At 38.3% G+C, this 14,691-nt stretch carries 12 protein-coding genes and 1 riboswitch; all 12 genes read left to right on the top strand.

Features of this window, described 5'->3' with window-relative positions; all coding sequences use genetic code 11:
- The first annotated feature begins 20 nt into the window (after positions 1-20).
- The 12 genes from cysD to FVB32_RS01315 all read left to right on the top strand — a co-directional run bounded on the left by cysD (position 21) and on the right by FVB32_RS01315 (position 14,633).
- Positions 21-923: a sulfate adenylyltransferase subunit CysD gene (gene cysD, locus FVB32_RS01370; RefSeq protein WP_147743377.1), complete on the top strand. Its 903-nt coding sequence runs from the start codon at positions 21-23 to the stop codon at positions 921-923.
- A gap of 19 nt (positions 924-942) precedes the next feature.
- Positions 943-2,190, top strand: a complete 1,248-nt coding sequence (locus FVB32_RS01365; protein WP_147740798.1) for a sulfate adenylyltransferase subunit 1 — start codon at positions 943-945, stop codon at positions 2,188-2,190.
- A gap of 78 nt (positions 2,191-2,268) precedes the next feature.
- The gene (locus tag FVB32_RS01360) at positions 2,269-4,359 is read left to right on the top strand and encodes a HEPN domain-containing protein (RefSeq protein WP_147740797.1); all 2,091 of its coding nucleotides are present in this window, start codon (positions 2,269-2,271) and stop codon (positions 4,357-4,359) included.
- The gene (cobA, locus tag FVB32_RS01355) at positions 4,352-5,128 is read left to right on the top strand and encodes a uroporphyrinogen-III C-methyltransferase (RefSeq protein ID WP_147740796.1); all 777 of its coding nucleotides are present in this window, start codon (positions 4,352-4,354) and stop codon (positions 5,126-5,128) included. Before FVB32_RS01360 ends, cobA begins: the two co-directional genes overlap by 8 nt.
- A gap of 4 nt (positions 5,129-5,132) precedes the next feature.
- Positions 5,133-6,194 carry an NAD(P)/FAD-dependent oxidoreductase gene (locus FVB32_RS01350; protein WP_147740795.1) on the top strand — a complete coding sequence of 354 codons (1,062 nt, stop codon included), beginning with the start codon at positions 5,133-5,135 and terminating at the stop codon, positions 6,192-6,194.
- A gap of 143 nt (positions 6,195-6,337) precedes the next feature.
- A riboswitch (SAM riboswitch) is annotated at positions 6,338-6,453 on the top strand.
- A 75-nt stretch (positions 6,454-6,528) separates the two neighbouring features.
- On the top strand, positions 6,529-7,530 hold the full coding sequence (locus FVB32_RS01345) for a homocysteine S-methyltransferase family protein (RefSeq protein WP_147740794.1): 1,002 nt from the start codon (positions 6,529-6,531) through the stop codon (positions 7,528-7,530).
- Positions 7,531-7,543: 13 nt separating this feature from the next.
- Positions 7,544-10,243, top strand: coding sequence for a methionine synthase (gene metH / locus FVB32_RS01340; protein ID WP_147740793.1), 2,700 nt, complete (start codon positions 7,544-7,546; stop codon positions 10,241-10,243).
- A gap of 25 nt (positions 10,244-10,268) precedes the next feature.
- On the top strand, positions 10,269-10,622 hold the full coding sequence (locus FVB32_RS01335; RefSeq protein ID WP_147740792.1) for a four helix bundle protein: 354 nt from the start codon (positions 10,269-10,271) through the stop codon (positions 10,620-10,622).
- A 44-nt stretch (positions 10,623-10,666) separates the two neighbouring features.
- Positions 10,667-11,620: a methylenetetrahydrofolate reductase [NAD(P)H] gene (gene metF / locus FVB32_RS01330; RefSeq protein ID WP_147740791.1), complete on the top strand. Its 954-nt coding sequence runs from the start codon at positions 10,667-10,669 to the stop codon at positions 11,618-11,620.
- Positions 11,621-11,639: 19 nt separating this feature from the next.
- The gene (locus FVB32_RS01325) at positions 11,640-12,740 is read left to right on the top strand and encodes an acyloxyacyl hydrolase (RefSeq protein ID WP_147740790.1); all 1,101 of its coding nucleotides are present in this window, start codon (positions 11,640-11,642) and stop codon (positions 12,738-12,740) included.
- Positions 12,737-13,489 carry a head GIN domain-containing protein gene (locus tag FVB32_RS01320; RefSeq protein WP_147740789.1) on the top strand — a complete coding sequence of 251 codons (753 nt, stop codon included), beginning with the start codon at positions 12,737-12,739 and terminating at the stop codon, positions 13,487-13,489. Before FVB32_RS01325 ends, FVB32_RS01320 begins: the two co-directional genes overlap by 4 nt.
- Positions 13,490-13,574: 85 nt before the next feature.
- On the top strand, positions 13,575-14,633 hold the full coding sequence (locus tag FVB32_RS01315) for a serine hydrolase domain-containing protein (RefSeq protein WP_147740788.1): 1,059 nt from the start codon (positions 13,575-13,577) through the stop codon (positions 14,631-14,633).
- The last annotated feature ends 58 nt before the right edge of the window (positions 14,634-14,691 follow it).

The following is a 14,691-nucleotide window of genomic DNA, read 5'->3' as shown; positions in this document are numbered from 1 at the left end:
AAAACCCTAATACACTTGGCTTGTTGAACAGACCAAATGCCAACGCTCTAGAGCATGAGGCCATCTATATTATTCGTGAAGTAGCGGCACAATTTGAGAAGCCAGTATTGTTGTTTTCGGGAGGAAAAGATTCGATAACCTTGGTACGCTTGGCACAAAAAGCATTTTGGCCAGCTAAGATTCCTTTCCCTTTGATGCATATTGATACAGGGCATAACTTTCCGGAAACCATAGAATTTAGAGATAAATTGGTAGAGGAACTCGGTGTAGAGTTAATTGTACGCAATGTACAAGACTCCATAGATGAAGGCAAAGTTATTGAAGAAACGGGCAAATATGCCAGTAGAAACATGTTACAGACGACCACTTTGCTCGATGCCATTGAAGAATTCAAATTTGATGCCTGTATTGGTGGAGCAAGAAGAGACGAGGAAAAAGCAAGAGCAAAGGAGCGTATTTTTTCTGTTCGTGACGATTTCGGTCAATGGGATGAAAAAAATCAGCGACCAGAGTTGTTCGATATGTTGAACGGTGAAATTGAAATAGGTCAGAACGTAAGAGTCTTTCCAATAAGTAACTGGACAGAATTGGATGTATGGAGCTACATCCAAAAAGAAAATATTGAAATACCTTCTATCTATTTTGCTCATCCAAGAAATATCTTTTTAAGAGACGGGTTGATTTGGTCCGCCGAAGATGCTGTTGTCTTTAGAGCTGAAGATGAGAAAGTGGAAGAACGTATGGTAAGGTTCAGGACCGTGGGAGATATGTCTTGTACAGCAGCGGTAGAATCCCATGCAGATACCATTGAAAAGGTGGTTTCAGAAATTCGAGAATCCAAAATATCCGAACGCGGAGCTAGGATTGATGACAAGCGGTCAGAAGCTGCAATGGAGAAACGCAAACAACAAGGATATTTCTAAAAACCATCAAAAATAAAAAATGGAAGTTTTAAAAATAGCAACAGCAGGCAGTGTGGACGATGGTAAAAGTACCTTGATTGGAAGATTACTTTATGATACCAAATCGTTGACCGATGATAAATTAGAGGCCATTGAAAAAACAAGTAAGCAAAAAGGATACGACTACCTTGATTTCTCCTTAGCAACAGATGGTTTGATAGCAGAAAGAGAGCAAGGTATCACTATTGATGTGGCACATATCTACTTTTCAACAGCATCAAAAAGTTACATTATTGCCGACACCCCGGGGCATGTGGAATATACTAGAAACATGGTGACTGGGGCATCCACATCACAAGCTGCCATTATTTTAATAGATGCCAGAAAAGGAGTGATAGAACAAACAAACAGACATTTTTTTATCAATAACCTGCTTCGGGTAAAAGAAGTAATTGTTGCTGTGAACAAAATGGATTTGGTAGATTTTTCAGAGGAAAAATATAACGCTATCAAAGCTGATTTTGAGCAATTAATGAGTAAGCGTGATTACGCAGATCAAAAAATTACGTTTATCCCCGTTAGTGCGTTAAAAGGTGATAATGTGGTAGATAAATCTCAGAATACACCATGGTACAATGGCGAAACCTTGTTGGAGCATTTAGAAGGTTTGGATTTGGCTGCAGTATCTAATGTGGGTACTCCACGTTTTCCGGTACAATATGTAATTCGACCAAAAACGGAAGAGCATCATGATTTTCGCGGATTTGCCGGAAAAGTATATGGCGGGGAGTTGAATGTTGGAGATGACGTAGTGGTGTTGCCTTCCATGACCCGCAGTCGAATTAAGAACATCTATTTTCATGACCAAGAGTACCAAACAGCTCCAAGGCGTTCATCCGTAACCATTACCTTGGAAGATGAGGTGAATGTAAGTAGGGGAGATATGCTGGTGAAAACAGGAGATCTGCCTACCATAGATAAACAGCTTACAGCAACCATATCTTGGATGGACTCGGATAACTTGACAACTGGAGGAAAATATGTGGTTCAACATGGAATAAATAAGGTGCTGGCAAAGGTCGATGCTATTGAACATAAAATACATCCCGATTATTCCGGTATTGAAGAGAATGTATCCAGCTTACAGATGAACGATATTGCCAAAGTCCGATTAAAATTAAACAAACCTATTTTCTACGATCGTTTTAAAGATCATCGTACAAATGGTTCCTTTATCATTTTAGATAGCAGAACAAACAATACTGCAGGTGTAGGATTTATAAATTAAGTCCATTTTAACTGCAATAAGTATTCGGAATAAAGACAGAATTAAAACCTAGTAAATAGATAGGAAAAATAGAAAAATATGCAAAGCTTTAGAACAGAAATCGAAAATCCAATAGTACAAAAAGATATTATTGAATTGGAGAATAAAATTCGTCAGTTTAGGGGAGGTAAGATAGATGAGGAAAAATTCCGAAGCCTCCGTTTAGCCAGAGGAGTTTATGGACAACGGCAAGAAGGGGTTCAGATGATACGTATTAAACTGCCTTACGGTAAAGTAACATCAAACCAACTGCTTCGTATTTGTGATGTTTCTGATGAATATTCTAGAGGAAGACTCCATATAACCACGCGTCAAGACATTCAGATTCACTACGTGGATTTAGATCGTACCCCTGAACTTTGGGCGCAATTGGAAAAAGATGATGTCACCTTGCGCGAAGCTTGTGGAAATACTGTGCGTAATGTAACAGCAAGTGAGACAGCTGGTATTGATGTAAACGAACCGTTTGATGTTTCACCCTATGCGCATGCCGTTTTTCAATATTTTCTAAGAAACCCTATTGGGCAAGAAATGGGAAGAAAGTTCAAGGTTTCGTTTTCTGCAAGTGATGCAGATACCGGACTTTCCTATATGCACGATTTAGGCTTTATCGCTAAAATCCAAAATGGAGAAAGAGGCTTTAAAGTAATGTTGGCAGGTGGATTGGGTTCACAACCCCGTCATGCCGATGAACTCTATAGCTTTTTGCCATCTGATAAAATAATTCCTTTAATGGAAGGTGTAATCCGTGTTTTTGACCGATATGGAGAGCGAAAAAGTAGAGCAAAAGCTCGAATGAAATTCTTATTGAAGGACATTGGTCTGGATGGATTTAAAGCCCTATTGGAAGAAGAACAATTGGCAATTCCACATCAAACATACCCAATCGATTTTGAAAACTATCCAAAATCACAAGTGGCAATTGCAGAGACTCCTTTGGTTGAAATTAAAGATACGGAGGCTTTTGAAAAGTGGAAATCAACTAATATAGTGCTTCAAAAGCAAAAGGGCTTTGTTGCAATAGGCATCAAAGTTTTGTTGGGTGATTTCTATACAGATAACGCAAGGAAATTGGCAAGATTGGTCAAAGACTACGCTGCAGGAGAGTTAAGATTATCCCTTAGACAGAATATTCTAATTCCATATGTAAAAGAAGAATTGATTCCTTTTTTCTATTTAGAACTTGAAAAATTAGGTTTTGTAGAAGCTGGCTATAATAAAGCATTGGATATTACTGCATGTCCAGGCACTGATACCTGTAACCTAGGAATTGCCAGTAGTACTGGAATTGCTGAGGAACTGGAACGAGTTATCAAGGCTGAATATCCGCAATATATCAGTAACCCAGATGTGGTCATTAAAATAAGCGGTTGTATGAACGCCTGCGGACAGCATAATATGGCAAATATTGGTTTCCAAGGAATGTCTATCCGTACCAAGGATAAATTAGTTGCACCGGCCTTACAGGTATTATTGGGTGGAGGTAACTTCGGAAATGGCAAAGGCAGATTTGCCGATAAGGTTATAAAAGTTCCAAGCAAGAGAGGCCCACAGGCATTACGATTGATTTTGGACGACTTTAATGCAAATGGCAATGGTGCCTCTTTTGCCGATTATTATTGGGAAAAAGGAGAGCATTATTTCTACAATTTCCTGAAACCTCTAGCCGATATTGAAAATTTGACCCAAGATGATTTTATCGATTGGGGAAATGCAGAAAAATATAAGAAGGAGATTGGCATTGGAGAATGTGCAGGAGTGATTGTTGATTTGGTCGCTACGCTATTTTTCGAAAGCGAAGAAAAAATTCAAAATGCCAAAGAAGCATTATCGGAAGAAAAGTGGGCTGCAAGTATATACTACTCCTATCAATCCATTGTAAATTCTGCCAAAGCACTTTTAACATCAGAAAAAGTAAAGACCAATAACCATGCAACAATCATCAAGGATTTTGACAGATTGTATGTGGAGACCGGGAAGATAAGTTTAGGAGGAAGTTTTGAAGCTATAGCACTTCAATTGAAGGAAAATAAGCCTACACAGGTATTTGCAATTAGCTTTTTAGAAGATGCGAAACTAGTGTTGCAACAATTAGAAGCTTACAGAAAATTAGAATTGGCACATGTATAGAGGAAAGCTAACAGTGGTGGGGGCGGGCCCTGGGGATGTCGATTTAATTACCCTTAAGGGTATTAAGGCATTACAGAGCGCAGATGTTGTTTTATATGACGCTTTGGTGGATACTGATTTATTGGATTATGCTCCAAATGCTGAACAAATTTTTGTAGGCAAGCGTAAGGGATGTTATGCCTATCAACAGGAGCAAATAAATGAGCTTATCGTTAGCCGTGCAGCTTTGCATAAGCATGTGGTACGATTAAAAGGAGGTGACCCTTTTGTTTTTGGTAGAGGCGCCGAAGAAATGGAATATGCTGCCAAACAAGGAATAGAAGTGGCTGTAGTTCCAGGAATTTCCTCATCCGTATCTGTGCCGGCATTTCAAAACATTCCTGTAACCAAAAGAGGAGCTTCGGAGAGTTTTTGGGTAATTACAGGAACAACAAAAGAACATAAGTTATCCAAGGATGTTGCCTTGGCTGCAAAGTCAAACGCAACAGTCGTTATTTTGATGGGGATGTCAAAGCTATCAGAGATTATGGAGCTTTTTAGAAACGAAGAAAAATCAAATATTCCTGTTGCCATTATACAAAATGGTACTACAGATAAAGAAAAAATAGGTATTGGAACTGTTGCTTCAATTGAGTACAAGGCAAAAGAGCAACAGTTATCCAATCCTGCAATTATTATTATCGGTGAAGTAGTCGACCATCGAGAGAAAATAATGGAGATTCAAAAAGAATACGACCAGAAGGAATTAATGTTATTAGAAAAAGAATAAGATCATGATCAAAACAGATATACTCATCATAGGAGCGGGTCCTACAGGTTTGTTCACCGTGTTCGAAGCAGGTTTGCTAAAACTAAAGACTCATTTGATAGATGCATTGCCCCAGCCAGGCGGTCAGTGTTCAGAAATTTATCCAAAGAAACCTATTTACGATATACCTGCTTATCCAGAAATTCTCGCGGGCGATTTGGTAGATAGATTAATGGAGCAAATAAAGCCATTTGAGCCTGGATTTACGTTAGGAGAGCGAGCTGAAACCTTGGATAAGCAAGAAGACGGTTCTTTTATTGTAACAACAAACAAGGGGACTAAGCATCATGCTCCTGTTGTGGTCATTGCAGGGGGATTGGGCTCTTTTGAACCCAGAAAACCACTTATTGCCAATATCGGTGACTATGAGGATAAGGGCATTTCATACATCATAAAAGATCCTGAAGTATATAGAAATAAAAAAGTGGTGATTGCTGGTGGAGGCGATTCAGCATTGGATTGGGCCATCTACTTGGCAGATGTAGCTTCAGAGGTTGCATTGGTACACCGAAGAAATGAATTTAGAGGAGCCTTGGATTCCGTTGAAAAAGCATCGGAATTGGCAAAACTAGGTAAGATAAAACTCTTCACCGAAGCTCAAATAACCGAATTGCATGGTAAGAATGACCTTAGTGGTGTTGTGATCACCTATAATGATAAAGAAAAGGATGCCGAATATTTAGAGGTGGACAACTTTATCCCACTTTTCGGACTTTCCCCAAAACTGGGTCCAATAGGAAGTTGGGGTCTGGAAATTGAAAAAAATGCTATTAAAGTAAATAATGCCAAAGATTACCAAACCAACATCCCTGGAGTTTTTGCTATTGGAGATGTGAATACATACGAAGGAAAATTAAAATTAATCCTATCTGGATTTCATGAAGCGGCAGTTATGTGTCAGTATGCTTATAAAATCATTAATCCAGATAAGCGATTTGTTATGAAATATACCACAGTTGGAGGCGTTGAGGGATTTGACGGCTCTAAAAAAGAAGCTAAAAAAGAAGTGGTGCAAAGCATAGTCTAAAGTTTTTTTAGGTTATTTTGAGTTAGTCAAGAACCTTCCTTTGTGCCCGCTTAGGAAGGTTTTAACGTTACAAAAAGCAGATTTAAGTTGTTTTTAAGGACAAAGAGTAGTTATTTTGTCCTCAGTTCATTTAAAAATTGAAATTGTTATCAAGAAAGGTGGAGGGATTAGACCCAATGAAACCTTAGCAACCCTTTACTTTTAAAGAAGGTGCTAAATTCTACCTAAAATTAATTTTTGGTTTTAGGAAGGATAACGTAATGAATACTTTTCATCGTATTTTCTACACTTTTCTTGATGCAATAATATAATCCTTTAAAAGGATAATTGTGTTATGAAGAATATTGAAGCTATTTTACAAGAGCGTATTTTGGTGCTAGATGGTGCCATGGGTACTATGTTACAACGGTATAAATTTGTGGAAGAGGACTTTAGGGGAGAACGATTCAAAGATTGGGCACATCCCCTTCAAGGTAATAACGACCTTTTATCATTGACCCAGCCACAGGCCATTGCGGAAGTACATAAAAAGTATTTTGAAGCCGGAGCGGATATTGTGGAAACCAATACATTTTCGGGAACGACCATCGCTATGGCAGATTATCACATGGAGGATTTGGTCTATGAACTCAATTATGAATCTGCCAAAATTGCCAAAAAAGTAGCTGAAGAATTCACGGCAAGAGAACCTCATAAACCAAGATTTGTGGCAGGAAGTATTGGCCCCACAAATAAAACAGCCAGCATGTCGCCAGATGTAAATGACCCAGGATATAGAGCAGTCTCTTTTGATGAATTGCGTATTGCATACAAAGAGCAGGTAGAAGCCCTTTTGGATGGAGGAGCTGATGTTTTATTGGTAGAGACCATTTTTGATACCCTAAATGCAAAGGCAGCATTGTTTGCTATTGAAGAAGTCAAAGAAGAAAGAAACATTAGTGTCCCCATAATGGTCAGCGGTACTATTACCGATGCTTCTGGGCGTACCTTATCTGGTCAAACAGCAGAAGCTTTTCTGATTTCTATCTCACACATTCCTATAATTTCTGTTGGATTTAATTGTGCCTTGGGGGCAGCACAACTTGTACCACATTTAGAAGTATTGTCAGCAAAAACCGATTATGGAGTTTCTGCCCACCCAAATGCAGGATTGCCCAATGCCTTTGGAGAATATGATGAAACCCCCGAGCAAATGGCAAGTCAAATTAAAGAATACTTGGAAAAAGGTCTTGTGAATATTGTAGGCGGTTGTTGCGGAACCACCCCAGAGCATATTAAGGCTATTGCAGATTTGGTAAAAGAATATGAACCAAGAAAACAAACTCTTCCAGTATAATTAGGAAGCCATTATGGAAAGTGCCAAACCAAAATATCTAAAACTAAGTGGCCTTGAGCCATTGATAATTACCCCGGACAGTAATTTTGTCAATGTTGGGGAGCGGACCAATGTGGCAGGATCTAAAAAATTTCTTCGCCTTATTAAGGAAGAAAAATTTGATGAAGCGCTGGATGTTGCTAGGCATCAGGTAGAAGGAGGAGCTCAGGTAATAGACATCAATATGGACGACGGCCTTATTGATGGAAAAGAAGCTATGGTCAAGTTTTTAAACTTAATTGTGGCCGAACCAGACATCGCACGAGTTCCCATTATGATCGATAGCTCCAAGTGGGAAATCATAGAAGCTGGCCTGCAAGTCGTGCAAGGAAAGTGCGTCGTAAATTCCATAAGTCTAAAAGAAGGAGAAGATCAGTTTATACATCAGGCTACCTTAATAAAACGATACGGAGCTGCCGTCATCGTCATGGCTTTTGATGAGGTTGGGCAAGCGGATAATTTGGAACGCCGCAAAGAAATTGCGGAACGATCGTATCGGATTTTAGTAGATAAAGTCAAATTTTCTCCAGAAGACATCATATTTGACCTCAATATTTTCCCTGTTGCAACCGGAATGGAAGAACACAGGTTAAATGCCCTGGATTTTATTCAAGCAACCAAATGGGTTAGGGAAAACCTTCCCCATTGTAGTGTTAGTGGGGGAGTAAGTAATGTTTCTTTCTCATTTAGAGGAAATAATCCTGTTCGGGAAGCAATGCACTCTGTGTTTTTGTACCATGCTATTAATGCAGGAATGAACATGGGAATTGTAAATCCGGCTTTACTTGAGATTTATGATGACATTCCAAAGGATTTATTGGAGCATGTTGAAGATGTAATTCTAAATCGCAGGGATGATGCAACGGAGCGATTGTTGGAATTTGCTGAGACCGTAGTGGGCAAGGCAAAGGAAAACAAGGTTGATTTGTCTTGGAGAGAGGAACCGCTGCAATCCAGAATCACAAGAGCTTTAGTAAAAGGAATCGATCAATTTATTATTGAAGATATTGAGGAAGCCCGATTGAATGCCTCGAAACCCATAGAAGTCATAGAAGGCAATCTAATGACAGGGATGAACGTTGTGGGAGATTTATTTGGAAGCGGAAAAATGTTCCTTCCCCAAGTGGTGAAATCGGCACGGGTGATGAAAAAAGCTGTAGCATATTTAGAACCCTATATAGAAGAAGAAAAAAAGAAGAATCCTGATCTTATCCCTTCAGAAGGAGCAGGCAAAATTTTAATGGCTACGGTTAAAGGAGATGTCCATGATATCGGAAAAAATATAGTTAGTGTTGTCCTTGCTTGTAACAATTATGAAATTGTGGATATGGGTGTTATGGTGCCCCCGGAGAAAATCATTCAAAAGGCCAAAGAAGAGCAAGTTGATATTATTGGTTTAAGTGGGTTGATTACACCGTCTTTGGATGAGATGGTATTTTTGGCCAAAGAAATGGAGCGACAACAATTTGAGGTTCCTTTGTTGATTGGAGGTGCTACCACAAGTAAAGCCCATACAGCTGTAAAAATTGACCCTCAATATAGTCAGGCAGTGGTGCATGTAAATGATGCTTCAAGAGCGGTTACCGTAGTTGGGGATTTATTGCAAAAGGAAACTTCGAACAACTACAAAAAATCCATCAAGTTGGATTATGAAAGTTTCAGGGATAAATTTTTGAATAGAACCAAGCAAAAAGAATATTTGACCTTGGCTGAAGCCAGACAAAACAAACTTCAGATAACATGGAATGCTGCAAGTATCAAAAAACCTAATGAGTTAGGTATTCAGGTATGGGAAGATTTCAATCTTGAAAAGCTCACTGATTTTATCGATTGGACCCCTTTCTTTAGAAGTTGGGATTTACATGGAAAGTATCCTGCTATACTGAAAGATGAAGTCGTTGGAAAACAAGCTACCGAACTTTTTGAAGATGCGCAGCTTATGCTGAAGCGAATTTTGGATGAAAAACTATTGAAAGCTAAAGCAATTTTTGGTCTATTCCCAGCTAACACAATCAATGACGACGATATTGAAGTAATCCCGAACGAAAGTTCAAAATCAGAATTTATTTTTAGAACGCTGCGTCAACAACTTAAAAAAAGAGCTGGAGTTCCAAATATTGGACTGTCGGATTTTGTTGCCCCAAAAGAGACAGGGATTCAGGATTACATAGGCTGTTTTTGTGTGACTACTGGATTTGGAACCCAAGAACTAGCTAAAGTATATGAAAAAAACCTTGATGATTACAGTTCCATAATGGTTAAGGCATTGGCAGACCGATTGGCTGAGGCCTTTGCCGAATATCTTCATAAGGAAGTACGTACCAAACATTGGGGATATGCAGGACAAGAAATCTTATCCAACAATGATTTAATTGATGAAAAATATCGTGGCATCCGTCCCGCTCCGGGTTATCCCGCCTGTCCAGATCATTTAGAAAAAATCACTATTTGGGAACTGTTGGATGTAAAAGAAAAAATAGGCGTAGAGCTTACCGAAAGTTTGGCTATGTGGCCAGCTGCGAGTGTAAGTGGTTATTATTTTGGGCATCCTGAGGCTAAATACTTTGGTTTGGGAAAAATAAAGCAAGATCAAGTAGAGGATTTTGCAAAAAGAAAAGAAATTAAACTGGAAGAAGCACAAAAGTGGCTGGCGCCAAATTTAGTTGACAGTTGACAGATATTGGTTGATAGAATTATTTATGGAATACATAGAATTGGAAGTTTGGAAGGAGTCAAGAAAATTGGTCCAAGAAATCTATAAGATAACCAAGAATTATCCTAAGGAGGAGGTTTATGCGCTCACTAGTCAAATTAGAAGAAGTGCTGTTTCTGTGCCATCAAATATAGCTGAAGGTTGCGGTAGAAGAACATCTGCAGACACCATACAGTTTTTACATATTGCCAGGGGTTCGTTATATGAGTTGGAAACTCAAAGCTACCTGTCTTTAGACCAAAAATATGTAAGCAAATTAGATTTTGATTCGCTATTAGAGCAAATTAAGCATTGTAAAAAATTGTTGAATGGATTCATTAATTACTATAGTTCCAAATAATTTTGCCTTCAACTACAAACCATCAACTATCTACTTAGAAGAAAATGAAAGTAACAGACCATATTAAAAAAGCAAAAGGAGAAACGCTCTTTAGCTTTGAGATTATACCTCCTGTAAAAGGAAAAAGTATTCAGGAACTCTATAATAACATTGATCCTCTAATGGAGTTTAATCCACCTTTTATAGATGTTACTACCTCCAGGGAAGAATTTGTGTATATAGACCGCGATGGTCTTTTGGATAAAAAATTAACGCGCATGCGTCCTGGAACTTTAGGAATTTGTGCTTCTATTACCCACAAGTACAATGTGGATACAGTCCCTCATGTGCTATGCGGAGGATTTACCAAAGAAGAAACGGAATATTTATTGGTGGATTGTCACTATTTGGGAATTGATAATGTGATGGCATTGCGTGGGGATGCGATGAGAGAAGAAAAATACTTTGAGCCTACTAAAGGAGGTCACCCATACGCATCCAGTTTGGTCAAACAAATTCAAGAATTAAACTGTGGAAACTACTTGCATGAAGTAATCGAAACAGATAATTGTTCTGATTTTTGCGTTGGCGTAGCCGGGTATCCCGAAAAGCACATGGAGTCCCCATCTTTAAAATCTGACCTAAAGCGATTAAAAGAGAAAGTGGATCTGGGTGCAGATTATGTGGTTACACAAATGTTTTTTGATAACCAGAAATACTTTGAGTTTGTAGAGGAAGCCAGAAAAATGGGAATTAACGTCCCCATAATCCCCGGGATAAAGCCAATAGCCGTTAAACGTCATTTACAATTGCTGCCACAGGTATTTCGAGTGGATATTCCACAAGATTTGGTAGATGCGGTGGAAGCCTGCAAAACCAATAAAGAAGTACGTCAAGTAGGGGTCGAGTGGTGCATTCAACAATCAAAAGAGTTGAAAGAAGCAGGTGCGCCCGTTTTACATTACTATTCTATGGGCAAGTCAGATAATATTCGAGCAATAGCGAGCGAGGTATTTTAATTTGCTATTTTAGCGCCACATGAAGCGCCTACTTTGTTTATGTATTCTAGCATGCAGTAGCTATGGATTTTCCCAAAAAGAGGAAATTCCAAAAAAGTTTGTAATCGATGCAAATCAATTTTATGGCTCCATCGTATTGCATAACCCAGACATTTCACATTTAATAACGGATCATCCTGGAGGAATTATTCTAGGATTAAGCAAGAAAAGATTTGGTAATGAAGAATGGGAATCGCTTTACGGATACCCAGATACCGGTTTTTCTTTTGTGTACCAAAACACAAACAATTCAACTTTAGGAGATCATTTTGGACTGTATGCCCATTACAATTTCTATTTTCTGAGGCGTAATTTGCAACTTCGTGTAGGTCAAGGATTGGCTTACAATACAAATCCGTATGACAAAACAGAAAATTTCAGAAACAATGCTTATGGCTCGCACATACTAGCATCTACCATGGTCATGCTGAATTATCATAAGGAGAATCTTGTAGCGGGCTTTGGATTAAAAGCAGGGATTTCTTTACTACATTATTCCAATGCCAATTTTAAAGCTCCCAACACTTCCACCAATACCATGGCTTTCAACTTGGGGTTGACCTATGATTTGGATGCTGAAAAATCATACGAATTTATTCAACCTGAAACTACAGAAAAGATTACCGAACCCATACGGTATAATGTTGTTTTAAGAAGTGGGGCAAATGAGAGTGACATTATTGATTCTGGGCGGTACGGATTTTTAATTTTATCTGCGTATGCCGACAAAAGACTTGGCAGAAAGAGCGCGATACAATTTGGGACAGATATCTTTTTCTCCAATTTTTTAAAGGAATTGATTCGATTTCAGTCTATTTCATTTCCAGAGTTAGATGTGGCCCCAGATACCGATTATAAGCGCGTAGGGCTTTTTGTGGGTCACGAGCTTTTTGTAAATAAAATGAGCGTCATTGCCCAACTAGGGTATTATGTATATTATCCATTTGATTTTGAAGGCCAAGTGTATAATAGAATAGGACTCAAACGCTATTTTGGAGATAAGGTCTTTGGAGCGATTACTTTAAAATCTCATGGAGCAAAGGCAGAAACCGTAGAATTTGGAATAGGAATTCGTTTATGAAAAAGTTGATTCTTACATATTTTATTTTGCTTTTTGCTGCCTGTAATGGCGATAATGTACCCGACTGCTTTCAAAATGCTGGTGACTTGGTTCGAGAGAATGTAGATGTAGATCAATTCATTAATATTACAGTTTTTGAAAATATCAATCTAGTCATAAGAGAAGGGACAGAACAAGTAGTGGAAATTGAAACAGGGGAATTCCTTAGAGGGGAAGTAAGTGCACAAGTAGAAGATAACCGTCTCATTCTAAGAAACGAAAATGGATGTAATTTTTTTAGGGATTATGGTTTAACAACAGTATATGTTACCTCACCAAACATAGAACAAATACGTAGCAGTACAGGTTTATTGATTTCTAGTGATGGAGTATTGGAATACCCTAACCTGTCGTTATTATCAGAAAGTTTTGGAGAGCCAGAAGCAGAAACAACAGATGGTTCTTTTGATTTAAATGTAGACTCCGAGAATTTGCGGATAACTACCAATGGTATTGCATATTTTAGATTAAGAGGAAACACAACAAATTTTAATGTTGGTATAGCTGCTGGAGATTCTAGAATTGAAGCGGAAAATCTAATTTCCGAAAATGTAAATATAGACCATCGGGGTTCCAACGATGTGCTTGTAAATCCACAGCAAAGAATCAGTGGTGTTATTAGGGGAACTGGTGATGTTATAAGTAGCAATCGTCCACCAGAAGTTGAGGTAGAGGAACTTTTCAATGGACAATTGATTTTTAATGATTGACCATTTGGGGTTGTTTTACACGTAGATGGTAGTCTCATGAAAGTTTAGAATTTCTCATTACATTCGGAAAGACAAATTCTAAAGATTGAATTCATTCTTTTCATACCTTAAAAATATATTTAGTCCTGATCAGGTTAAATCCCTTGATCATCTCGATGGATTTAATAAGTACGACGCCATACTTCATAATTTAATTGCTGAAAAAAAGATACCTGGGCTAGCAGTTACCATTTTAAAGGAAGGCCAGATAGTACTTGAAAAAGGATACGGCTATGCCAACTTGGAAGAAAAACATAAAGTAAATCCTAACAAAACCATATTCAGAATTGCTAGTGTTTCAAAATGTATTACTGGCATGGCACTGGCAAAAATGGTAGAGGAACAGCTAGTGGATTTAGATACTTCGTTTTATGACTATGTGCCTTACTATCCCAAAAAAGAATTTGATTTCACCTTAAGACAGTTAGCGAGTCATACTGCGGGCATTAGAGGATACAGAGGTAAGGAATATGCTATGAACAAGCCATATTCCATTAAAGAGAGTATTCAGGTTTTTAAAGACGATCCTTTGGTTTTTGAACCTGGAAAGGGATACTTGTATAATAGTTTTGATTTTGTGCTGCTGTCCCTTGCTATGCAAGAGGCTTGTGGAATTCCCTTTGAAAAGTATGTAAAACAAAGAATACTTGATACTCTGGGAATGACAAGTACGTACTCGCCGGAACTTACTAAAAGAGCGGTTGGGAATTTGGCTCAAAGCTATACTAAAACCACAATGGGGTTTAAAGACTCAGTGCCAGTCAATAATTTCTTTAAACTGGCTGGTGGAGGTTATTTGTCCACTAGCAACGATATTTCCAAATTGGGACAAGCCATTTTAGAGCATAAGTTGGCCAGACCGGAAATAGTAAAAGAAATACTCACTTCACAAATGGTGAATGGCAAGCCAACCTATTACGGATTGGGTTTTCAAGTAAGTCAAGACCATCTTGGACGCGATTATATAGGGCATATAGGCAATAGTGTTGGTGCATATTCCAACTTTTTTGTATACCCAAAAGACCACATGGTTGTCTCCATTTTGATTAACTGTACGGATCCTAAAGTGCAAGAAGATCTGGAGAACATTCAAAACTTCATCTAAAATCCAAATAATATTTTATTAAGTTAGGAATCCTAACTATATTTGTATTGCAATAATG

The sequence above is a fragment of the Flagellimonas hymeniacidonis genome, assembly GCF_008040165.1.
GTDB classification, from domain to species: domain Bacteria; phylum Bacteroidota; class Bacteroidia; order Flavobacteriales; family Flavobacteriaceae; genus Flagellimonas; species Flagellimonas hymeniacidonis.
This window is presented reverse-complemented; position numbering and strand designations above follow the sequence as displayed.